At 69.4% G+C, this 21,369-nt stretch carries 21 protein-coding genes; 7 read left to right on the plus strand and 14 right to left on the minus strand.

Features of this window, described 5'->3' with window-relative positions; translation table 11 throughout:
• Positions 1 to 79: 79 nt before the first annotated feature.
• The 5 genes from OG804_RS09585 to OG804_RS09605 all read right to left on the minus strand — a co-directional run bounded on the left by OG804_RS09585 (position 80) and on the right by OG804_RS09605 (position 4,880).
• Positions 80 to 871 (minus strand): SDR family NAD(P)-dependent oxidoreductase, encoded by a 792-nt coding sequence (locus tag OG804_RS09585; protein ID WP_328396032.1) that lies wholly within the window; start codon positions 869 to 871, stop codon positions 80 to 82.
• Positions 872 to 892: 21 nt separating this feature from the next.
• A complete protein-coding gene (locus OG804_RS09590) occupies positions 893 to 1,150 on the minus strand; it encodes a hypothetical protein (RefSeq protein ID WP_328396034.1) in 258 nt (85 codons plus the stop codon).
• A gap of 14 nt (positions 1,151 to 1,164) precedes the next feature.
• Positions 1,165 to 2,829 (minus strand): FAD-binding protein, encoded by a 1,665-nt coding sequence (locus tag OG804_RS09595; RefSeq protein ID WP_328396036.1) that lies wholly within the window; start codon positions 2,827 to 2,829, stop codon positions 1,165 to 1,167.
• Positions 2,830 to 2,863: 34 nt separating this feature from the next.
• Positions 2,864 to 3,235, minus strand: coding sequence for a nuclear transport factor 2 family protein (locus tag OG804_RS09600; protein WP_328396038.1), 372 nt, complete (start codon positions 3,233 to 3,235; stop codon positions 2,864 to 2,866).
• Positions 3,236 to 3,344: 109 nt separating this feature from the next.
• Positions 3,345 to 4,880, minus strand: coding sequence for an FAD-binding protein (locus tag OG804_RS09605; protein ID WP_328396040.1), 1,536 nt, complete (start codon positions 4,878 to 4,880; stop codon positions 3,345 to 3,347).
• Between the two features lie 198 nt (positions 4,881 to 5,078).
• Between OG804_RS09605 and OG804_RS09610 the strand changes: the two genes are divergently transcribed.
• On the plus strand, positions 5,079 to 6,710 hold the full coding sequence (locus OG804_RS09610) for a flavin-containing monooxygenase (RefSeq protein ID WP_328396042.1): 1,632 nt from the start codon (positions 5,079 to 5,081) through the stop codon (positions 6,708 to 6,710).
• Between the two features lie 158 nt (positions 6,711 to 6,868).
• Positions 6,869 to 7,486: a PadR family transcriptional regulator gene (locus OG804_RS09615; protein WP_328398294.1), complete on the plus strand. Its 618-nt coding sequence runs from the start codon at positions 6,869 to 6,871 to the stop codon at positions 7,484 to 7,486.
• 126 nt (positions 7,487 to 7,612) lie between these two features.
• Here the strand turns inward: OG804_RS09615 and OG804_RS32330 are convergent, their stop codons facing one another.
• Positions 7,613 to 7,828 carry a hypothetical protein gene (locus tag OG804_RS32330; RefSeq protein ID WP_442941782.1) on the minus strand — a complete coding sequence of 72 codons (216 nt, stop codon included), beginning with the start codon at positions 7,826 to 7,828 and terminating at the stop codon, positions 7,613 to 7,615.
• 247 nt (positions 7,829 to 8,075) lie between these two features.
• Between OG804_RS32330 and OG804_RS09625 the strand changes: the two genes are divergently transcribed.
• Positions 8,076 to 9,038, plus strand: coding sequence for an alpha/beta hydrolase (locus OG804_RS09625; RefSeq protein WP_328396044.1), 963 nt, complete (start codon positions 8,076 to 8,078; stop codon positions 9,036 to 9,038).
• 206 nt (positions 9,039 to 9,244) lie between these two features.
• Here the strand turns inward: OG804_RS09625 and OG804_RS09630 are convergent, their stop codons facing one another.
• From OG804_RS09630 to OG804_RS09650, 5 genes are all read right to left on the minus strand, one after another.
• Entirely contained in the window at positions 9,245 to 10,081 is an 837-nt protein-coding gene (locus OG804_RS09630) for an IclR family transcriptional regulator (RefSeq protein ID WP_328396046.1), read from the minus strand.
• 180 nt (positions 10,082 to 10,261) lie between these two features.
• Positions 10,262 to 11,167 carry a biphenyl-2,3-diol 1,2-dioxygenase gene (gene bphC / locus OG804_RS09635; protein WP_328396048.1) on the minus strand — a complete coding sequence of 302 codons (906 nt, stop codon included), beginning with the start codon at positions 11,165 to 11,167 and terminating at the stop codon, positions 10,262 to 10,264.
• Between the two features lie 47 nt (positions 11,168 to 11,214).
• The gene (locus tag OG804_RS09640; protein WP_328396050.1) at positions 11,215 to 12,393 is read right to left on the minus strand and encodes an acyl-CoA dehydrogenase family protein; all 1,179 of its coding nucleotides are present in this window, start codon (positions 12,391 to 12,393) and stop codon (positions 11,215 to 11,217) included.
• Between the two features lie 73 nt (positions 12,394 to 12,466).
• A complete protein-coding gene (locus tag OG804_RS09645) occupies positions 12,467 to 13,642 on the minus strand; it encodes a Rieske 2Fe-2S domain-containing protein (RefSeq protein WP_328396052.1) in 1,176 nt (391 codons plus the stop codon).
• A 262-nt stretch (positions 13,643 to 13,904) separates the two neighbouring features.
• Positions 13,905 to 14,078 (minus strand): CsbD family protein, encoded by a 174-nt coding sequence (locus tag OG804_RS09650; RefSeq protein WP_328396054.1) that lies wholly within the window; start codon positions 14,076 to 14,078, stop codon positions 13,905 to 13,907.
• Between the two features lie 157 nt (positions 14,079 to 14,235).
• Here OG804_RS09650 and OG804_RS09655 point away from each other — a divergent pair, with 157 nt between their 5' ends.
• The 4 genes from OG804_RS09655 to OG804_RS09670 all read left to right on the plus strand — a co-directional run bounded on the left by OG804_RS09655 (position 14,236) and on the right by OG804_RS09670 (position 18,218).
• On the plus strand, positions 14,236 to 14,988 hold the full coding sequence (locus tag OG804_RS09655) for an isocitrate lyase/PEP mutase family protein (protein WP_328396056.1): 753 nt from the start codon (positions 14,236 to 14,238) through the stop codon (positions 14,986 to 14,988).
• A 199-nt stretch (positions 14,989 to 15,187) separates the two neighbouring features.
• On the plus strand, positions 15,188 to 15,508 hold the full coding sequence (locus tag OG804_RS09660) for a hypothetical protein (RefSeq protein WP_328396058.1): 321 nt from the start codon (positions 15,188 to 15,190) through the stop codon (positions 15,506 to 15,508).
• Positions 15,509 to 15,630: 122 nt separating this feature from the next.
• The gene (locus OG804_RS09665; RefSeq protein WP_328396060.1) at positions 15,631 to 16,830 is read left to right on the plus strand and encodes a CoA transferase; all 1,200 of its coding nucleotides are present in this window, start codon (positions 15,631 to 15,633) and stop codon (positions 16,828 to 16,830) included.
• Positions 16,827 to 18,218, plus strand: a complete 1,392-nt coding sequence (locus OG804_RS09670) for an amidohydrolase family protein (protein WP_328396062.1) — start codon at positions 16,827 to 16,829, stop codon at positions 18,216 to 18,218. The genes OG804_RS09665 and OG804_RS09670 overlap by 4 nt, the downstream gene beginning before the upstream one ends.
• 9 nt (positions 18,219 to 18,227) lie before the next feature.
• Here OG804_RS09670 and OG804_RS09675 read toward each other — a convergent pair whose 3' ends face one another.
• From OG804_RS09675 to OG804_RS09685, 3 genes are all read right to left on the minus strand, one after another.
• Entirely contained in the window at positions 18,228 to 19,304 is a 1,077-nt protein-coding gene (locus tag OG804_RS09675) for an enoyl-CoA hydratase/isomerase family protein (protein ID WP_328396064.1), read from the minus strand.
• Positions 19,305 to 19,535: 231 nt separating this feature from the next.
• A complete protein-coding gene (locus OG804_RS09680) occupies positions 19,536 to 20,000 on the minus strand; it encodes an OsmC family protein (protein ID WP_328396066.1) in 465 nt (154 codons plus the stop codon).
• On the minus strand, positions 19,997 to 21,346 hold the full coding sequence (locus OG804_RS09685) for an LLM class flavin-dependent oxidoreductase (protein WP_328396068.1): 1,350 nt from the start codon (positions 21,344 to 21,346) through the stop codon (positions 19,997 to 19,999). Before OG804_RS09685 ends, OG804_RS09680 begins: the two co-directional genes overlap by 4 nt.
• Positions 21,347 to 21,369: the final 23 nt, after the last annotated feature.

A 21,369-nucleotide genomic window follows, 5' to 3' on the forward strand; every position in this document is an offset into this window, starting at 1 on the left:
CTCGACGCCGGATCGCCCGGCGTTCTTCCGATGAACGGACCACGAATCCCAGCGGCCGGACCACCCGGGCGAAATGGGATCAGGCGTGGGTGCCGCCGTCGATGCGGATCTCGGTGCCGGTGATGAACGCGCCGTCCTCGGACACCAGCATGGCGATCACACCCGCGACCGCGGTCGGATCACCCATCCCGGCGCCACCGGATTCGAGGTCGGTGGGCAGGATCGGAGACAGCTTCGCGAACAGCGACCAATCGGAGTCGGCCGGCACGTAACCCGGTGTGGCGTCGGTGATTCCGGACTTGATGCTGCCCGGTGCGACGCATACCGCGCGCAGGCCGCGGCCGCCGAACTCGAGCGCCAGCGCGTGGGTGAACGACTGGATGCCGCCTTTGCTGGCCGCGTAGGCCGCCATGTACGGGTGCGCGAACGAGGCCGAGGTGGAGCTGAAGTTCACGATGGTGGCCCGCGGGTTCACCAGCAGGGCCGGCAGTGCCTGCCGGACCACCAGAAAGGTGCCGGTGAGGTTGACGCCGATGATCTGGTTCCACAGCTCGGTGCTGGTCTGCTCGGTGTGGGAGGCGCGCAGGATGCCCGCCGCGTTCACCAGCGAATCCAGTCCGCCCAGGGTATCGACGGCCACGCGCACACCGTCCACCACCGAATCCTCGTCGCCTACGTTCATGTCGAGCGGGGTCAACCGGTCGGCGGCGCCCCGGTCGGCGGCCGCGGCACGCAGTTCCGCCAGACCGTCGGCGGCGATATCGGCCGCGACGACCGCGGCGCCCTCGTCGAGCAGTCGCAGCACGGTGGCCCGGCCGATTCCCGACGCCGCCCCGGTCACCAGGGTCCGATGGTCGTCCAGTCTTCTCATGGTCCTCGCCTTCCTGTTCCGTCAGCCGAGCCGGCCCGGGACCGGTTCGTGTCGTTGCTCGTCGGTCGCCAGTTCGCCGGCGGCCACGGCCCGTTCGATCGAGTCGCGCAGCGCGGGGCAGGTCGGCACCCAGTTGCTGTGCTCGCCGAGTGCGGCCCGGCGGGCCAGATCCGGGCAGGACGATTCGGCGTCGTCCAGCCACTGCACACTGGTGTGGCTCGGGCTGAACTTCTCCACCAGAACCTGATTGGCGCAGGTACCGCACACTAGTGGCTGCATAGTCGCTCCCGTCGTCAGCGCTCGCCCGCGGCATGCCGGGCCGCGACGTATCCGAAGACCATGGCCGGCCCGATGGTCGCGCCGGCGCCCGCGTAGTCGTTGCCCATGACCGCGGCGGAGGTGTTGCCGGTGGCGTAGAGTCCGTCGATCACGGTCCCGCCGTCGCGCAGCACCTGGGCGTTGTCGTTGTAGACGAGCCCGCCCTTCGTGCCGAGATCACCGATCCGTACCCGCAGCGCGTAGTAGGGGCCCTTGTCCAAGGTGTCCAGTGTCGGTCGCGGCAACGACGGATCACCGTAATAGTTGTCGTAGGCGCTGAGACCGCGGCCGAAGTCCGCGTCGTACCCGGCGCGGGCGAAACCGTTGAACCGCTGGATCGTCGCGGTCAGGGCGGCGACGGGAACACCGATCTCCGCGGCCAGTTCGGCGGGGGTCGCGGCGGTCCGGATCAGACCGTCCTCCAGCCACGCGGCGGGAAACTTCTGTCCCGGCACGATGCCGCCGATGGGGTAGCGTCGCTTGGCCTTGCCGTCGAAGATCAGCCAGGCCGGTTCGTGCCCACCGACCAACTGCGCGTGCACGAAGGTCACGTACGGTGACGCTTCGTTGGTGAACCGGGTCCCGTGCTGGTCGACGATGAGCGAACAGGGAATCGACCGTTCCGACACCAGTACCTGGTTGCCGCCGTCCGGGCGCTGGAACGACGGCATCCACCATGCGTCGTCCATCAGATCCACCGCCGCACCGATCTGCTCGCCCGCCACGATGCCGTCGCCGGTGTTGTCGGTCGAGGCCGCACTGAAATTATCGCGGCCGCCTTCGGGCAGGTACCGCTTGCGCATCGCCTGGTTGTATTCGAAACCGCCCGTGGCCAGCAATACGCCGGAGCGGGCGCGGATCCGGAATTCACGCCCGTCCCGTTCGGCCACCACCCCGAGCACCGCGCCGGACTCATCGGTCACCAATGAGCGCAAGGGTGTGTCGAGCCACAGCGGGACTCCGGCGTCGCGCAGCGCCAGCCGGAGCCGGGCGATCAGCGCACGTCCGAGGGTATCCATATGACGGCGCAGCACGATCGCCTTGACGGCTCGCAGGCCGGTGCGCAACGCCGCTCGCTTCGCCTTCCAGGTACGGGTCACCATGTTCAGCTGGACGAAGTCCTTGGAGGTGATGAACAGTCCGGGTGGCGTGGCCAGCGCGGCGGGGCGCAGCAGGTGTTCGTCGGCGCCGAGTTGTTTCAGATCCACCGGCAGCGGTTCGATGGAACGGCCGCGGGGACGGCCGCCCGGCTTCTCGGGATGGTAGTCGGAATAGCCCGGGCACCATTGGAATCGCATATGCGGACTCGTGGACTCCAGGAATTCCAGCATGCGCGGGCCCGCGTCGATGTACCGGTCGATATTGCGCGACGGCACCCGATCGCCGACCACGGCATCGAGATAGGCGCGGACCTCGGCCCGGGAATCACCCAGCCCCGCGCGCAGCAGCGCCGGGCTGTTGGGCACCCAGATCCCGCCGCCGGACAGCGCGGTACTGCCGCCGTACACCGAGGCCTTCTCGATGACGAGGGTGTCCAGCCCGCGATCGGCCGCCGACAGCGCGCCGGTCAGGCCGCCGGCGCCGCTGCCGACGACCAGGAAGCCGACTTCATGGTCCCAATATTGTTCGCGTGCGGACACATTCGTCTCTTTCTGCTGGAGAACTCGGCGGGGGTCAGCCGAGGGCGATATCGTCCGGCGACCAGTACGCGCGCATGCTCGTGATCCGGGCGTCGTCGTCGAAGGTCATGACATCGATGGGTTCGATGGTGAGGGTCCGGTCACCGGTATCGGTGACCACGCGGAATCCGAACGCCGCGTTATCGCCCGCGACCCGGATATCGAGCAGTTCGGTGGTCGTGCGCACCGATTCGAGTGCGCCGTAGAACTTTTCGATGGCTGCGCGGCCCTGGTGCGCCGGAGTGCCGACCGGATCCTCCACCGTGGCGTCCTCGGCGTAGAGGGCCGCTATCTCCTTCGCGGAACCGTCGGCGACGGTGGCGAGGTAGCGGCGCACGGCCGAGCGGATATCGTCTGGTGCGGCCATGGGGGCTCCTCCGACAGGTGTTCGAGGTGGGGACGACTGAACGGAACCACGAAAGGTTCCCGGCCGATCGGGAAGTTCCCGGCCGGTGGGACGCACCGCGCGAGCGCGGTCACTCGCCGAGCATGTCCCGGACCGCGAGATGGCTGAACAGCATCGACGCCCCGATCGGGTTGCCGCCGCCGGGATAGGCGGTGCCGCTCACCGCCGCCATGGTGTTGCCCGCCGCGTACAGCCCCGGAATGGGCGCCCCGGCCCGGTCGAGGACCCGCGCCGCGCTGTCGGTGCGCAAACCGCCCTTCGTGCCGAGATCGGAGATACCGAACGCCGCGGCGTGGAACGGACCCCGGTCGATGGACACCAGGGGCGGCTCGCCACCGGAGAAAGCGCGATCGTAGGCTTCGTCGCCGCGGCCGAAATCGGTGTCGACGCCGGCGGCGACCATGGTGTTGAACCGGTCCACGGTCGCGGTCAGCCGATCCGCCGGTACCCCGATCTTCGCGGCCAGCTCCGCCAACGTGGCGGCGGTATGCCACAGCCCGGCCGCCTCGTACTCCTGCACCTCGACCATCGACACATTGGTGGCCTTGATCGGCGGCACCGGGCCCTCTCTGTCGTCGTAGATCATCCAGTACGGCAAGGTGACCGAACCGTCGCCCAGTTTCCGGATGACCTCGCGACCGAGCCGGTCGTAGGGGGCGGACTCGTTGACGAACCGTGCACCGTCCTGGTTGACGAATATGCCGCCGGTGAACCACAGTGCGAACGCCGAACGCCCGTCCGGATGGGTGAGCCCCGGCGACCACCAGGCCTGATCCATCAGATCGATATCCGCGCCCACCGCGATTCCGGCCTCGTGCGCCCGACCCCGGTTCCCCCACGGGCCCATGGTGTCGCGTGCCCGGCCGGGCACGCCGTACTGCGCGCGCAGCGCGTCGTTCTGTTCGAAACCGCCCGCCGCCAGCACCACCCCTTTGCGCGCGCGGATCGCGAACGGTTCCCCGTCGCGTTCGGTGCGCGCGCCGATCACTGCGCCGTCCTCCACCACCAGGTCCACCAGGGCGGTGTTCAGGTGGAGACGTACATCGGGAAACGTGGACAACGCCAGCAGGAAGCGGCCGATCAGGGCCCGGCCGCCGATCAGCAGATCCGGCGCCGGCGTGCCGAGCCGGTCGGTATCCAGCGGACCGCGCAACTGATCCCGGAGCGCGCCCAGCTCGGCGGCGGGCAGCGGGGTGGGCATGATGTGGCGTTGCCCGTCCAGCCGGGCTTTCGGCGCGCGGCCGAAATAGTCCGGCCACGGCAGCATCTCGAAAGCGAAATGGTCGTCGGATTCCAGATATTCGATGAGGTCGCCGCCGCGGCGGACATAGGTGTCCTGCAGTTCCCGCGGCGTCCGGTCGCCGACGACCGCGTGATAATAGGTGAGCGCGTCGTCGAGGGTGTCGTCGGTACCCGCCCGGCGCAGCACCGGATTGACCGGGAACCACATGCCGCCACCACCGGAATAGGCGGTCGTCCCGCCGAATTTGTCGGTCGCCTCCACCACCGCGACCCGCAGGCCTTCGCGGGCCGCGGTGTAGGCGCCGGCCAGGCCGCCGCCCGATCCCGCGACCAGCACGTCCACTTCGTCGTCCCAGTCCACCACTGTGTGTCCTCCTGTGCGGTTGCTCGACCCCGACGCTATGCCGGACCACCGGCTCCGGCGCCTGATCCCTCCCGGTGATCGGGAAGGAAACGCTGCCGGAGGCGCATGTGCCGTTCAGCGGGAGAGGACCTGATCCGAGTACGCGTTCGGTCCCTAGCGTCACGGTCAGAACTCCGATTCCGTCGAAAGGTTGGCACTGTGAACGCCGAAACGCCCGCACCGCCCGATTCCGACCGGACCGATATCGACGTGGTGGTCGTCGGTGCGGGTATCGCCGGGCTGTACGCACTGCACAGGTTCCGCGCACAGGGCCTGACCGTGCGGGTTTTCGAGGCCGCCGACGGCGTGGGCGGGGTGTGGTACTGGAACCGTTACCCGGGCGCACGCTGCGATGTCGAGAGCGTCGACTACTCGTATTCGTTCGACGCGGCACTACAGCAGGAGTGGAACTGGAGCGAGAAGTACGCCGCCCAGCCGGAGATTCTGGCCTATCTCGAACATGTGGCCGACCGTTTCGACCTGCGCCGCGATATCCGGTTCGGCACCCGGGTCACCGACGCCGAACTGGACGAGACCACACTGCGCTGGCAGGTCCGCACCGACACCGGCGCCGTGGCCTCGGCGCGGTATCTGGTCCTCGCGGTGGGCCCGCTGTCGAATGCGAACACCCCGGCCATCGACGGTCTCGAATCCTTCGCGGGGCAGCTCCTGCACACCTCGCGCTGGCCGCACGACGGCGTGGATTTCACCGGGCGGCGGGTCGGCGTCCTCGGTACCGGGTCCTCCGGGATCCAGGCCATTCCGTGTCTCGCCGAGCAGGCCGCGCGGCTGACCGTGTTCCAGCGGACGCCCAACTACAGCGTGCCCGCCGGTAACGCACCGCTGGACGCGGCGGCGCGTGAGCGGCAGAAAGCGGACTACCCGGCCCGGCGGCGACTGTCGATGGCCAGCGGCGGCGGTTCACCGCATCAGGCCCATCCGAAGTCCGCCCTCGACGTATCGGAGCAGGAGCGGCGCGCGGCCTACGAGCAGCGGTGGCGGCTCGGCGGCGTGTTGTTCAGCAAGACCTTCCCGGATCAGCTGGTGGACAACGCCGCCAACGATACGGCGCGGCTGTTCTGGGAGGAGAAGGTCCGGGCGGTGATCGAGAACCCCCGCGACGCCGATCTGCTGATCCCCCGCGACCACCCCATCGGCACCAAACGCATCTGCACCGATACGAATTACTACCAGACCTACAACCGGGACGACGTCGAGCTGATCGATCTGCGTACGACGCCGATCGTCGAGATCGATACCGCGGGCGTGCACACCAGCGCGGCCCACTTTCCGCTGGACGCGCTGGTGCTGGCCACCGGATTCGACGCCATGACCGGCTCGGTGGCGAAGATGTCCATCATCGGCCGGGGCGGGCAGACCCTGAACGAGGCCTGGCGCGCGGGTCCCCGGACGTATCTGGGGCTCGGCGTCACGGGCTTTCCGAATCTGTTCAACCTCACCGGCCCGGGCAGCCCGTCGGTGCTGGCCAATATGGTGTTGCACTCGGAGCTGCACGTGGACTGGGTCGCCGAGGCCATCGCCTTCGTGGAGAGCCGCGGCGCGACCGGCCTGGAGGCGCGGCCCGACGCGGTGGCCGCCTGGGTCGCCGAATGCACGAACCGGGCCGCGGACACCCTGATGCCGTCGGCGAACTCGTGGTATCTGGGCGCGAACGTACCCGGCAAACCCCGGGTGTTCATGCCGTTCGTCGGTGGTTTCGGCGCATACGGCGAGATCATCGCGGAGGTGGCGGCCGCGGAATACAGAGGGTTCGACCTGGTCACGGTGTAGCGCGACGAGCCGCTGTCGCGGGCGCCGGGGCTCCCGGTCAGCGGCGGTCGGTCGCCGGGCCACCGATTCGGCGTTGGTAATCTTCGGCCGTGACCACGAGCGCCTCCGCCGACCCGGCCGAGCCCAACCTGCCGCCGACCAGCTGGGCTGTGCTCGCCATGCTCTCCTATGAGGAGGAGATCTCCGGGTACGACCTGAAGAAATGGGCCGACTGGAGTATCCGCTACTTCTACTGGAGTCCGTCCTACAGCCAGATCTATTCGGAGCTGAAGAAGCTCGAGCGGCACGGGTTCGCGCAGTCGCGGGTCGACAGCGACAACACGTTGCGCGGACGCCGGCTCTATCGGATCACCCCCGAGGGCCGGGCCGCGGTCACCGCGTGGGCCGATCAGGCGCCGGTGGACCGCCCGATGCTGAAACATCATGTGATGTTGCGGGTCATGTTCGGGCACCTGAGTTCGCCCGACCGGCTCAAGGAGATCCTGCGCGACCATATCGCCGACGTCGACCAGATGGAGCGCAGCGCGGCGGTCGATGCCGAAGCCGCGAAATCCGAACCGGGGTGGGCCTACTCGCAGATAGTGCTGCGCTGGGCCGAACGGTATTACGCGGCCGAGCGCGATCTCGCGCAGCAGTTGATCGACGATATCGATGCCGCCGAGCTGGCCCTGGTCGAGGCCGAACACGACGAGCGTACCGAGTACCCGCATCCGACCCCGGGACGCTGGCGCGAGGTGGAACAGCGTGTCCGTCAGGAGGATCCGGACCGCGGTTGAGGTCGGCTCACCTCAGTACGGGATCCGCGCAGGCGCAGAAACTGTGGCACACCCGCTCTCGCACGATGACCTCGGGGCACTCCGGATCGAACCACCGATCCACCGAGCCCCAGTGCACCGGGTGCATCAGATAGGCCCTCTGCAGACCGTCCAGATCGACGAACTCCTGTTCCCGGACATGCGCGTCCAGCGCGACGTTCCGCCGGCGCGGGTCACCCGGCTCAGCTGCCAGGCCCGGATGGCCGGGATATAGCGGGGCATACGCAGCAGGTCTGCCTCGAAATCCTCCAGTACCCGCTGCGGCGTGCCCGGTTCGACACTCAGCAGCAATGTGCGGTACACCGACCGGGGCCCAGGGTGACCGAACGGGTTTTCCGGGCCCCCTGCGTACTCGACGCTGTCGACCCGCTCCACGCCGTGGCGTTCCAGTACGGCGGCGAGCTGCCGCGCCGAGAGTACGGCGCGGTGCCGTGGCCCCGGAGACGATGCGTCCGCTGGACGGGAACATCGCCCACCGGCCCGGATCCGCGGTCCTACGGTGACCACACCACGCCGGGCGTGCCCGGCACCGTATGCAGGAGGCGTCGAGATGGATATCAGAGTTGTGGCCGACGACGGAACCCGTCCGGTACTGCACCCCGAGATAGCCTCGATGCTGGCGAAATTGGATGCCGGATTCCCCGATGTCACCGCTGTCCCCGCCGCGGAACTTCGCGCGCTGATCCGTGGCCGTCGGGCTCCCCTGCAGTGGCTCCCTGCGATGCGGGATGTGCACAATCTGACGATCGAGGGGCCGGGAGGCGAGCTGGCGCTGCGGATCTTCCGTCCGCACAGCGACGCCCACTCGCTACCCGTGGTCGTCTTCGCGCACGGCGGGGGGTTCGTGTTCTGCGATCTCGACAGCCACGACGAACTCTGCCGTTCGATGGCAGACGGTCTGGGCGCGGTGGTGATGGCGGTGGACTACCGGCTCGCCCCCGAACATCCCGCCCCGGCCGCGCACGACGACGTCTACCACGCATTGCTGTGGGCCGCGGCGCACGCGGCCGATTACGGCGGTGATCCGGCGCGGATCATCGTCGCCGGCGACAGCGCCGGCGGGAATCTCGCGGCGACCGTGGCCATCGCGGCCCGTGATCTCGCCGGCCCGGCCATCGCGGCTCAACTGCTGCTCTATCCGGTGATCGACGATGACTTCGAGACCGATTCCTACCGTAGATTCGGCAACGGGTACTACAACACGGCGAAGGCGATGCGCTGGTACTGGCAGCAGTACGCGCCCGCCGGGACCGGCGATGTGCGGCTGGTCCCCACCCGCGCGGCAACCCTTGCCGGGCTCCCGCCGGCGGTTGTGATCACCGCCCAGCTGGATCCGCCCTGTGCTGCGGGTGACGCGTACGCACAGCGTTTGGCCGCCGACGGCGTGCCGGTGCGGCACCGCCGCTATGACGGGCTGTTCCACGGGTTCCTGACCATTGCGGGCCTGTCGTGCACCGGCACCGCGCGCACCCAGATCTGGGAGATGGTGCGCAGCGTGCTCAGCCCGGACTGAGCCTTCGCCGCTTCCCTGACCAGGGCCGGCGGCCCGGCGGCTCACCGCACCTGCCGGCGTGCACCGCCGGGCAGTGACGGTATCCGGGTATATGCGAGCCTCGGCCGGGAATCAGCCGGCCCCGCCCGCGACGGCACTGTGTCGCCGGCCCGCCGCCGGCCCCGTCGGGCGGGTCGACCACCGAGTGGGAGCTACGCGGATCCTGTTCACGCGTACTGCAGACCCGCCCGCCCGGGTGCCGCCTGGGCGACGAGCGGCCGGGACTGCTGGAGCGTCGGATGGACGCGCGCCCGGCCGTCCTCGATATTGCGCCAGATGCCCAGTGCCGTCATCCGCACCGGCGCGCCCAGACGATGGTCGAAGCTCATCCGGTCCACCGGTCCGCAGATCGATACCGCGGCCACCGCCTCACCTATTTCGCCGATCGGGGCCGCCACACACCCGAAACCGGACAGCGACTCCTCCCGCTCGAAGGCGACGCCGTGCGCGCGAACTCTGGCCAGTTCGGCACGCAGCTGCGCCGCGGTGGCGATGGAGTACCGGGTCTTCGACCCGAGCGGGTCCTTGCCCGCCACCTCGCCGTGCCGGTCGTCCGCGTAGGCGAGGATCGCCTTGCCCACGGCCGTACAGTGCGCCGGTTGCCGTCCGCCGACCCGCGTCGGGACGGCTCCGGCCAGCCGTCCGCCGATCTTGTCCAGATACACCACATCCGAGCCGTCCAGCACCGCCAGATGCACCACGTACCCGGTCGCGCGATGCAGCTCGTGCAGGAACGGCACGGCCGCGCGGTGCAACCGGTCCTGATGGACGGCGAGTGATCCCAGTTCCATGAGACGCAGACCGAGTTCGTAGTCGCGGCCGTCGCGGCGCAGCCAGCGCAGGTGCACGAGCCGTTCCAATATGCGATGGGCCGACGAGCGGGGCAATCCGGTGCGCCGCACGATCTGCGCGAGGGTGAGCCGTCCGGGCCCGTCGAAGGCGTCGAGGACGAGTGAGACGCGGTCGAGTACGGCACTCGGGGTAGCGGCGGCCTGGATTGTCATGAGCCCTCCGTTGGGTCAACAAGCTGAAGCACGTGCATATGCCTATTAGGCATATGCCTATTAGTACCATCTCCCTGTGTCCGCTGTCACATGATCAGCGAAGAACGTCCGAAAACCGCGCACGGCCCCCGACCCGAGCTCGTGTGCTCGGATCGGGGGCCGTGCGCCGATCGCCGCGGATCACATGGCGGCGAGTGGTTCGCTACCGGACCAATCGTGACCCCAGTAGCTGTCCGCGGTGATCTCCTCCGCGGTGTAGTGCCTTTCGTCGACTCGCATCCCGTCGGTGCCGAATTCGATATCCCACCCGCCGGGCGCGCGCACATAGAACGACACCATCTTGTCGTTGGTGTGCCGGCCCAACGTCGACGACACCGCGAACCCGTCCTTCGCCACCCGGTCCAGCGCCCGGCCGACCGCGTCCAGCGAATCGACCTCCACCATGATGTGCACGAGTCCGGGCGCGCCGCCGTGCGGCGCGGGACACAGCGCCAGGCTGTGGTGCCGCTCGTTCACACCCAGGAACCGGATCCGCATCGGCCCGAACTCCGGCGGCGCCGGAATCCGGAACGCGCCCCGCGGCAGGAACCCGAGCACCTCGGTATAGAACTCGAAGGAGCCACCCGGATCCATAGTGGGCAGCACCACGTGGCCCAACCCCTGCGCACCGGTGACGAAGCGCGCGCCGAACGGGGTCACCAGCGGGCTGTGGTCGAGCACCGGGCCGTGGAACACCTCCAGGGTGGCGCCGGTGGGATCGGTGAAGGTGATCGCCTCCTCGACCCGGCGGGCATCGGCCTCCTCCGCCGACAGCGGTTTCACGGCGACGCCCGCCGCCGAGACCGCCGCCCGCACCCGCGCCAACGCGGCGTGGTCGCGGACCTCCCACCCGATGGTCACCACCTCGTCGGTATCGCCGCCGATCACGACCATCCGCGCGGCCCGCTCGTCCATTCGCAGGTACAGGGCATTCTCGTCCGGCCCGGAACCCTCGGCGAAGCCGAGAACCTCGAAGGCGAACTGCCGCCACCGATCGATATCGGTGGTCCGGATCTCGACATAGCCGAGGCTCTTGATATCAGTCACTGTTCCCGTGTCCTCATCGATTCCTTGTGTGTGCACGACCCGAGCGCTCAGATCATCGACCGCAGCTGCTCGGCCGGATCGATGCCCAGCGAACTCAGCGCGGAGGCGTGATAGACGGTGCTCGGCACGTGGATGGCGTGATTGAGACCGGCATGGACATCGCGCCAGTACCGCTGCAACGGCTTGTCCATCCGCAAGGCGTTACCGCCCGACCGCGCGAAGATCTGATCCACCGCCATCACCGCGCGCCACGCCGCGCGCACCTGGGTGCGCCGGCCCGCGGCCCGGTCGGCGAAGGTCACCTCGCCGCCGGAATCGACGAGGTGCCAGATCCGGTCGACGTTGGCCAGCAGCTCCTGCCGCGCGGCATTGATATCGGCGGCCGCCTCGCTGATCGCGAACAGCACGTACGGGTCGTCCTTGACCGCGGTCCCCTGGGCGCCCACCCGGTCGCGCTGATAGTCCAGATGCGCGGCCAGGGCGCCCTCGGCGATACCGATCACCGCGGCGGTGATACCCAGCGGGAACATCGTCGACCAGGGCATCTTGTACAGCGTCTCGGTGGCGCCGTATTCGCGCTGGGCGGTGCCGTCGATGACATGGTCGCCGTTCATCACCCGGTACGCGGGGACGAACGCGTCCTGCACGATGATGTCCTTGGAACCGGTCCCCTTCAGCCCCACCACATTCCACGAGTCCTCGACGATCGTGTAGTCCGCGCGCGGCAGGATCATGTGCAGCATCGTCGGCGGGTTCGCCACCGCACCGTCCGCGTCGCCGAGCAGCGCGCCGAGGAAGATCCACTCGCAGTGGTCGGTGCCGGAGCTGAACTGCCAGCGACCGTTGAACACGTAGCCGCCCTCCACCGGCCGGGCGATACCGGTCGGCGCGTACGGCGAGGCTATCCAGGTGTCGTTGTCGGCGCCCCAGACCTCCTCCTGCACCTTGGGGTCGGCGAAGGCGAGCTGCCAGGGATGCACTCCGACGATGCCGCAGATCCAACCGGTCGCCGGGTCCAGCGCGGCCGCCGCCATCACCGCCTCGGCGAACTCCCGCGGATGCGCCTCGAATCCGCCGTACTTCTTCGGCTGCAGCAGCCGGATCGGACCTGCCGATTTCAGCAGTTTCGCAGTCGCCTCGGGCAGCTGTCCCAGGCGTTCGGCTTCGGGCGCCTGCTCACGAAGGCGGTCGGCGATCGCCGTGATGTTGTCGAGAACTGTGGTCATGGTGAGGGTGTGTTCCTTCGTGAGGCGCGGGCGGCGACGGTGCCGCCCGCGGTGGGACGGGGTCGGGCCTATCTCAGGCGGTGGTATCCAGGACGGCGCCGCGGGCGATGTTGTCCGCGACCTCCGCTTCCCAGCTGGTGACGGCGCGCTCGGTGTCGATCTCGAACTCGAATCGCCTGGTCATGTCCTCGGTGATGTCCTCGACGTCGACGTAGAACTGCTGATACCAGCGTCGCAGCTGATACACCGGCCCGTCTTCCTCCGACAGCAGCGGATTGTCGATCGGCGCCTTGTTCTTCCAGATCTGCACATCCTGTTCGAACCCCACCTCGACGCCGCGAGCGAACTGCGCGGCCATCGCGTCCGCGTCGGCGTCCGACATGCCCTGGGGTTTCTTCACCATCGCGCCGTACTGCAGCACGAACGAATTGTCGGTGACGGGATAGTGGCAATTGATGAGCACCGTCTCGATGGTCGCCCCCTGCGCCTCGCTGAACAGCCAGTCGATCATGTAGGACGGACCGAAATAGGAAGCGTCCGAACGCAATGACGAGTTCGGATCGTCATAACTGGTGCCCACCGAAATATCCCCGCGCGGCGTGGAACGCATGTACTGGGTCGCGGTATGACCTTCGAAGACATTCTTGAAGTATCGGGGGAAGGAATAGTGGACGTAGAAGAAATGCGCCATATCGACGACGTTGTCGACGATCTCCCGGCAGTGCGACCCCTCGATCAGCATCGAGTTCCAGGTCCAGTCGGTCCAGTCCGCGCTGCCGTAGCCGGCGATCTCCGGGATCGTCACGTCATCGGTGGGTTTACTGCCCTGCGGGTCGTGCCAGACATAGAGCTGACCGTTGCGCTCGAGCGTGGGCCACGCCCGGGTCCTGGCCAGCGGCGGGACCCGGCGCGCATAGGGGATGCCGGTGCATCTGCCGTTCCCGCCCCACCGCCAGTCGTGGAACGGACAGGCGATGGAATCGCCTTTGACCGTGCCGTGCGCCAGATTGCCGCCCAGATGGCGGCAGAAACCGTCCAGGACGTGCAGCGTGTGATCGGTCTCGGATCGGAACACGACCAGCGTCGTGCCGAACGCCGCGACCTCGTGCGGCCTGCCGTCCCGGAATGTTCTCGCCAAGCCGAGGCAGTGCCATCCCCGGGCGAATCGAGTCGGCGCCGCGGCGGCCTCGATCTGCCTGAATTCCTCTGCGCCGTGCGGTGTTCGGCCGTTCGATGAATGCGCCGGCATCGCCAACCTCCATGGTCCAACGAATGTGTGTGACTGCGCCGATAGTGACGCCGCCCACGGCGGCCGGCGGGCGGGCTTCCCGGTCAGTGGACACGTTTCGGTTCGTTCCGATCATCGAAACGGCCCCATCCAGGAGTGGGCACCGACCGCCACGCGGTCGGTGCCCACTCCACCGCCGTGGCGGCGTCCCGCACCGGCGAGAACGAACGACCCGGATCAGGCGCGATGCCCCGCCCGGCGCGTCCTCCCGCTCGGTGCTCGATCAATCGCGGAAGGCGTCCTTCACCTTCTCGCCGGCGTCCTTGAGATTCGCCTTCACCTGATCGGCCTTGCCTTCGTTCTTCTTGTCCTCATCGTCGGTGGCCTCACCGAGCTTTTCCTTGGCCCGACCGGCGAGTTCCTCGGCCTTGTTGTCGAACTTATCGGTAGCGCTCATTGCCCAACTCCTCTCGTCGGGTGCGATCGACCCGCCGTATCCGGCCGGTCCCGGGCCGGGTAACCACTGTGCGGCGATGCAAACAAGGGCTCAACCAGGTCACGACCCACCGGCCGGTCACTGGCGCATCCCCGCGACGTTGGGGCAGGATCGGCGTGTGACCGCACTGAGCGAGCAGGCAACCGCGTTCCTCGAACTACACCGCCCCGGCGACCCGGTGATCCTGCCGACGGTCTGGGATGCCTGGTCGGCGGATCTCGTGCAGCAGGCCGGTTTTCCGGCGCTGACCGTCGGCAGCCATCCGCTGGCCTCCTCCGTCGGCAAGCCCGACCAGGAGGGTATGGCGTTCACCGAGGTACTCGCCCGGGTCCGGGAGATCACCGCCGCGGTGGATGTGCCGGTCTCGGTCGATCTCGAATCCGGGTACGGCGTAGAGCCGAAAGCCCTGGTCGAAGGCCTGCTGGAGGCCGGGGGCGTCGGGTTCAACATCGAGGACGTCGTGCACGCGGAGGGCGGGCGGATGCGCGCACCGCAAGAGCATGCCGACCTGGTCGGGCGCCTACGGCAGGCGGCGGACGAGTCGGGTGTGCACGTGGTGGTGAACGCGCGCACCGATCTGCTGCGCGGCCCGTTCGGTGAACCGGCGGATCTGGCCGGGGAGGCGATCGAGCGGCTGCGGCTGGCCGCCGCGGCGGGCGCCGACGTGCTGTATCCGGTGGGCCGCTACGCGCCGGAGATCCTGCGCCGGTTGTGCGCCGAGCTGCCACTGCCGGTCAACGCGATCGGCCTGCCGGAGGAGGCGAATCGACCGGCTCTCGCCGAAGCAGGGGTGGCGCGCGTGAGTTTCGGCCCGTTCCTGCAGTTCGCCCTCGGCGCGGAGGCGACACGACTGCTGCGCGCGTGGCGGTAGACCTCGGCACCGTCCTGCGCATGAACACCCGGCCGTTCACGAGACCGCGGCGCGGTACGGCCGATGGCACGGCCGCCGGCCACATCGGGTAGTAGTGATCCCGTAGTTTCTTGGCGTTCGATCGGTTCCGGGCTCCACGGGACACCGTGACGGCGTTTGTCTTTCGCAGGTTCGACCGACCTATCTCCGAGGATGGCGCATGCACCGATTTTCCGGCGAGGGCACGTGTTCCACACCGCAAGACCTCGCGTACAGAGTGGAACACCTGCTCGATGAGCAGGCCCGTGTCACCGACGAACTGATATCGGCCGAGGACGCCTACATCGAGGCGATCGCCGCGGGCCGGGCAGCGGGTGTGCTGCATCGCCCCGATCTCGTGGAGGCCTATACGAGGCTGCGCAGCTGGGGCATCTCCAATTTCGCGAACCGCTGGACGAGGCTCGTCGGTGTCGGCATCGACGAGCTGGCCGCGACGACCACGGCACCGGCGCCGCCGCGCGGCCGCGCCGACCCCACCTGATCCACCGACCGCCGCGGACCCCGAGTAGCGCCGCGACCACGGTGCACTGGATCTCGTCGGTCGGCTGATGCGAGCACCGCAGCGACGCGGGCTGTGCGGTAGGTGCGGTGTAGCATCGGCGCGTGTCCGACGCCTCGGCAGGAATATCTCACCGGGTGCGCGACTGGGTCGAGAGCGGCGTACCCGCACTCACCGGATTCCCCGGCGGGCCCCCGCTGATCCCACCCGGGTCGGCCGCGACAATCGCACGGCAGCACACCGACCGGATCGCGGCGATCACCGACGGCCGGGTCCGGCTCGACGGTGCCCGGCTGCTCTCCGAACGGGCGGCGTTCACCGGGTCGGTGCGCGGCGGCACGATCTCTGTGGGCCGGCACTGCCGCCTGCTGCCCACCGCCGACGGCTGGGCGGCCGTCAGCTGTGCGCGTCCCGACGATCCGGCGCTGCTCGGTGCGCTGGTGGGCCGGGAGGTCGGCGCTGACCCGTGGCCCGCCGTGGCCGCCTGGTTGCGCACTCACCCCGGCGCCGAACTGGCCGAACGTGCGGAACTGCTGGGGCTCGCCGCCGGCCCGATCGCCCCACAGCCGCGGCCGGCAGCGGTCCCGGAACCGCTGGCTCCGCGCCCGGTGGCCGGACTGCGCGTAGTCGATTTCAGCGCGCTGTGGGCGGGCCCGCTCTGTGCCCATCTGCTCGGTCTGGCCGGCGCCCGCGTCATCAAGGTCGAGACCCCCACCCGTCCGGACGGGGCCCGCCGCGGGGATCCCGGCTTCTATCGGTTGCTGCACGGCGGTCACGAATCCGTCGTCCTCGACCCCGGCGACGGTGGGCAACGTCGCGCGCTGCGCGCACTCGTCGCGTCCGCCGATATCGTGATCGAGGCGTCCCGCCCGCGCGCACTGACCGGGTTCGGGCTGGACGCGGGGGCGTTCGCCGAATCCGGCGGTACCTGGATCTCGATCACCGCACACGGCCGGGCCGCGAACCGGATCGGATTCGGGGACGATATCGCCGCATCCGCCGGGCTGGTCGCCTGCGCCGGCGAGCACCCACCGGTGTTCGTGGGCGACGCGATCGCCGACCCGCTGACGGGGCTGACCGCGACGGTCCTGGCGATGTCGGCACCCGGCGACGGTTCCGGCCGCCTCTGGGATATCTCGATGTCCGCGGTCGTGGCCGCCACGCTCGACCCGCGCTCGGCCGGCACGGCCGTCGGCGAATCATCGGTCGCGCCGCCGAGCCGGCGCGAAGCCGCCGGTGCGGCGCCGGACAGCGGCCGCGATACCGCCGCGGTGCTCGCCGAATTGGGTGTGGGGCCGGGATGACCGGCCTGCTGATCCGCGACGCCGAGGTATCCGCTGGATCCCGTACCGACGTCCTGATCCGTGACGGCGTCGTCGCCGCGGTCGGGACCGAACTGCCCGGGGCCGGCCTCCCGATACTGGACGCCGAGGGCGGCGCAGTGCTGCCCGGCCTGCACGACCACCACCTGCACCTGCACGCACTCGCCGCCGACCGGAACTCGGTTCGCTGCGGTCCGCCGCAGGTGCGCACAGCCGACGATCTCGCCCGCGCGCTCGCCCGCGCGCCGGGTGACGGGTGGATACGCGGGGTCGGCTACGTCGAAACCGTCGCCGGGATGCTCGATTCGGCCGCGCTCGACCTGCTGCATCGCGAACGTCCGGTCCGTATCCAGCACCGCAGCGGAGCCCTGTGGGTGCTCAACTCCACCGCGGCCGGTCTCACCGGCTTGGACACGGCGACCGAGCCCGGCGTCGAACGCGACGCCGACGGACGCGTTACCGGCCGGGTCTGGCGTGCGGACACCTGGCTGCGGTCGCGACTGCCGAACTCCGGCCCGCCCGATCTCGGCGAGGTCGGCGCACTTCTCGCCGGCTACGGGATCACCGGAATCAGCGATGCCACACCCGATCTGACCGATGATTCGCTGGCGCACCTGATCGACGCGACGGCGTGCGGAGCGCTTCCGCAACGGTTGAATCTCTTGGGCGTGCCGCTGGGCCGCACCTGCGGCCCCCGCGTCACCACCGGTGCGTACAAGATCGTCCTCGCGGATTCCGGACTGCCCGATATCGACGATCTGGCTGCCACCGTCACTCGCGCGCACGATCTCGGGCGGCCGGTCGCCGTGCACTGCGTCAGCCGCGCGGCGCTGCTCATCCTGCTCGCCGTGTTCGACGAGACCGGGACGGTACCGGGTGATCGGATCGAGCACGGCGCGATAGTTCCGGCCGAGTCCATCGGCGCCCTGCGGCGTCTCGGGGTCGCCGTGGTCACCCAGCCGGGCTTCCTCGCCGATCGCGGCGACGACTATCTACGCCGTGTCGACGCGGCCGACCTCCCCGATCTGTACCGCTGCCGGAGCCTGTGCGACGGCGGTGTGGGACTGGCTCTGTCCAGCGACGCGCCGTACGGGCCCCTCGACCCCTGGCAGGTGATCAGCGCGGCGGTCGTACGCCGCGCACCGGACGGCGCCGTCGTGGGTGCCGCCGAAACACTCTGCGCGCCGGCGGCTCTCGCGCGATATCTGGCGCCACTGGACGATCCGGGCGGCCCGGCCCGCGTCGTCGCGCCGGGCACACCCGCGGATCTGGTGCTCCTGGATCGGACTGTCGAGCGGCTCTGCGATCGACCGGCCGCGGCCGCGGTGCGCGCCACGCTCATCGGCGGACGGGTCGTATTCGAAGGGTAGGCGGCGCAGCTACCCCACGTGCCCGGGCGAATCGATGATCTCGTCGATCAGCCCCCATCCCTGGGCGCGTCGCGCGTCGAGGGCCACGCCGGTGACGAACAGATGCAGCGCACGCCACCGGCCGATACGGCGCGGCACGCTGACCGTTCCCCCGGCGCCGGGTATCAGCCCCATCTCCACTTCGGGCAACCGGATCACCGTGTCCGGCGCCGCGACGACACGGCCGGCGAATGCGGAGATCTCGATCCCGGCCCCCACACAGTGGCCGTGCAGCCGGACCTCGGTGCGCTCCGCGAGGCGCGCCATCAGCCGTGCGGCGCCGCCACGGGTGCGGATGAGATGAGCGGTGGCGGTATCGGGGGTGTGGCCGAATTCGTCGAGGTCGCCGCCGGCGCAGAACGAGGGACCGGCGCCGTCGAGCACGATCTCGGCGAAGGTGTCGGCGAGTATCGCTGTGCGCAGCGCCTCGACCAGGGCGTCACGCAGCGCCGTACCGTAGGCGTTGCGTCGTTCCGGGCGGTTGAGGGTTATCCGCAGGGTGTCTCCGTCCGCGGCGAGAAGAACCGGGTCCGATTCCGGCGGGGGCGGCAGCGGTCGCCCGAGACCTCGGCGCCGATCGAGCCAAGCCCCGAACTCCGCACCGCCCTGCAACGTGGAATAGGCGAACGATTCCACATCGATCGCCGCGGGCACCGGCAGATGTTCGCAAGCCCGCACCACCTGAGCGGCGACGAACGAGGCCTGCGGACAGCGCCGGACGCAGGCCGTGAACTCGGCGAGCGCACGATCGACATCCGCGGTGCCGACGACGGCGCGATCCACCGGATCCGGCACCGCGGCATAGGTCAGATCCAGCGCAGCGGTCAGCGGCGCGAGCCGCGGCGTCACCGCGCCCGAGCAGAAACCCACCGCCGAACCCCCCAGCGCCGGTATCCGGGCGGCGGCGGCCACCGCGGTCGCCGCGTCGGCGCCGTCGAGATCGACCAAGACCAGCGGTTCGAGCAGAGAGGACGCGTCCAGCGCGGACACCGGGACGACACCCTCGGCCAGCTCCGCGGCAGTAAAGGTGCGCACGTCGATGTCCATACCGGCCCTCCTGCCCTCGTGTGGCGAAAGGTAGCAGGGCCCCGGGAGCCCGATACCGGCCGGGTTCGCCCACTCAATGGCCGGCGTGACCCTCGACCGGCCGCTGTCCGATGCCCGGTGCTGCGCGGCGCCGGCCGCTTCTTCGTCGAACGTTTCTTCCCGGCCCGGGATGCCGCCGGAGCACCGCCGGTCCCAGGATCCAGCACGCCGGCGGGCGCGGTCCGATGCCGATCACCGCGTACCCTGGTCCCCCGCCCCGGGGCTCGCGGGACGCCGGCGGCCGTTGAGCGTGATCTCGATCCCGCTGCCCCGGCGGACCGTGTTGTAGATGGGGCAGGTCGCGACGAAGTTGTCCACCAGCGCCCAGCCCCGCGAATCGTCGAGTGCGCCGATGCCGATCTCGAGCAGCGTGCGAGCGTAACGGGTCGGGTCCTCGACGCCGCGGGTGTGCGAAGCCGTCGCCGTGACACCTACCACCCCGAATCCGCTCTCGGCCGCACGGTTCTCGATATTCGCGAGCGCGCACGACGCCAGCGCGGCCAGCAGCAGTTCGCCGGCGTGGATCGCCTCGCCGCCGGTCAGCCGGGAATCGCTGACCAGATGATTCGCCCGCGCCGAAACGATGAACCTGCCCGGGGCGGTCGTGGCCGCGGCCGTTACCGCGACCTCGCCGCGTTCGGGATCGCTGTTCGTCACGCCGGACCGCCGGCGCGAATGGCCCATTCACCGCGGTCCGGGCGATCGAGGCCGAGGTTCTCCCGCAGGGTCGTGCCCTCGTATTCGGTCCGGAACAGGCCGCGGCGCTGCAGCTGTGGGACGACTTCGCGGGTGAAGGTCTCGAAACCACCCGGCTGATGGGGCACCTGCAGGGTGAACCCGTCGGCCGCCCCGTCTTCGAACCACTCCTGCAAACCGTCCGCGACGTCGGCCGCGGTGCCGATGAAACCGCCCTCGGTCCGGCCGCCGTACTGCTTTCCGAGCTGGCGCAGCGTCAGACCGTCACGCTCGGTGATCTCCCGGACCTCGTGGTAATGGCCTTCGACGCCCGGGACCTCCACGTCGGGCAGGCGTTCGTCCAGCGGGAAGGTGGAGAGGTCGACGTCGAGGTGGTAGGCGAGCGTGGACAGGCCGCCGAGCGGCGGAACCAGCTCGAAGATCTCCTCGGCCAGTTCCTTGGCCCGGGCCGAGGTAGGCGCCACGATCGGGGTGATGGACGGCAGGATCTTGATGTGGTCGGGATCGCGCCCGAACAGCGCCGCGCGCTCTTTGATCTCGGTGTAGAACGCCTGCGCCGACTCCTTGGACGCGTGACTGCAGAAGATGACATCGGACCAGTGCGCGGCGAAATCCTTGCCCTTCGACGAGGCGCCCGCCTGAATGAGCACCGGGTAACCCTGCGGTGGCCGCGGCACATTGAGCGGCCCGCGCACAGTGAAGTACCGGCCCTCGTGATCGATGCGGTGCACGCGGTCGGGGTCGGCGAACAGCGGCGTCTCCTCGTCCAGCACCAGGGCGCCGTCTTCCCAGCTGTCCCAGAGTTTGGCCGCCACCTGTAGGAACTCGTCCGCGCGTTCGTACCGGGTCGAACGATCGAACTGGGCGTCGAGGTTGAAGTTGCGGGCCTCGGATTCCTGGAACGAGGTCACGATATTCCACGCGGCCCGGCCCGCGGTGAGGTGGTCGAGACTGGCGAACGAACGCGCGACGGTGAACGGCTGGGCGTAGCTGGTGGAGACTGTCGCCGCGATGCCCAGGTGTCGCGTCACCGCGGCCATCGACGCCATCACCGGGAGCGGGTCGACGCGCAGCGAACCGAGCGCCCCGTACCGCAGCTGCGAATCGGTGCTACCGGCGAAACGGTCGGGAACAGAGAGGATATCGGGGAAGAACGCGAGGTCGAATCGCCCGTCCTCCAGAGTCCGCGCGATGTTGTGGTAGTACGACGCGTCGAGCCATCCCGGGACCGATCCCGGATAGCGCCAGCCGCCCGGCCGACCCGGCCCCGCAGTGACGAAAGCGGCCAGGCGCATTTTCTTGTTCATCGAATGATCTCCCATGACTATCG

This window comes from Nocardia sp. NBC_00416, assembly GCF_036032445.1.
Classification (GTDB): Bacteria; Actinomycetota; Actinomycetes; order Mycobacteriales; family Mycobacteriaceae; genus Nocardia.

Bases quoted from the DNA above. Each gene is read 5' to 3' on its own strand.
- OG804_RS09590 (WP_328396034.1), bottom strand. From the start codon at position 1,150: ATGCAGCCACTAGTGTGCGGTACCTGCGCCAATCAGGTTCTGGTGGAG.
- OG804_RS09670 (WP_328396062.1), top strand. From the start codon at position 16,827: ATGACCGGCCTGCTGATCCGCGACGCCGAGGTATCCGCTGGATCCCGT.
- OG804_RS09625 (WP_328396044.1), top strand. From the start codon at position 8,076: ATGGATATCAGAGTTGTGGCCGACGACGGAACCCGTCCGGTACTGCAC.
- OG804_RS09675 (WP_328396064.1), bottom strand. From the start codon at position 19,304: ATGGACATCGACGTGCGCACCTTTACTGCCGCGGAGCTGGCCGAGGGT.
- OG804_RS09585 (WP_328396032.1), bottom strand. From the start codon at position 871: ATGAGAAGACTGGACGACCATCGGACCCTGGTGACCGGGGCGGCGTCG.
- OG804_RS09630 (WP_328396046.1), bottom strand. From the start codon at position 10,081: ATGACAATCCAGGCCGCCGCTACCCCGAGTGCCGTACTCGACCGCGTC.
- OG804_RS09650 (WP_328396054.1), bottom strand. From the start codon at position 14,078: ATGAGCGCTACCGATAAGTTCGACAACAAGGCCGAGGAACTCGCCGGT.
- OG804_RS09600 (WP_328396038.1), bottom strand. From the start codon at position 3,235: ATGGCCGCACCAGACGATATCCGCTCGGCCGTGCGCCGCTACCTCGCC.
- OG804_RS09645 (WP_328396052.1), bottom strand. From the start codon at position 13,642: ATGCCGGCGCATTCATCGAACGGCCGAACACCGCACGGCGCAGAGGAA.
- OG804_RS09685 (WP_328396068.1), bottom strand. From the start codon at position 21,346: ATGAACAAGAAAATGCGCCTGGCCGCTTTCGTCACTGCGGGGCCGGGT.
- OG804_RS09615 (WP_328398294.1), top strand. From the start codon at position 6,869: ATGCTCTCCTATGAGGAGGAGATCTCCGGGTACGACCTGAAGAAATGG.
- OG804_RS09660 (WP_328396058.1), top strand. From the start codon at position 15,188: ATGCACCGATTTTCCGGCGAGGGCACGTGTTCCACACCGCAAGACCTC.
- OG804_RS09640 (WP_328396050.1), bottom strand. From the start codon at position 12,393: ATGACCACAGTTCTCGACAACATCACGGCGATCGCCGACCGCCTTCGT.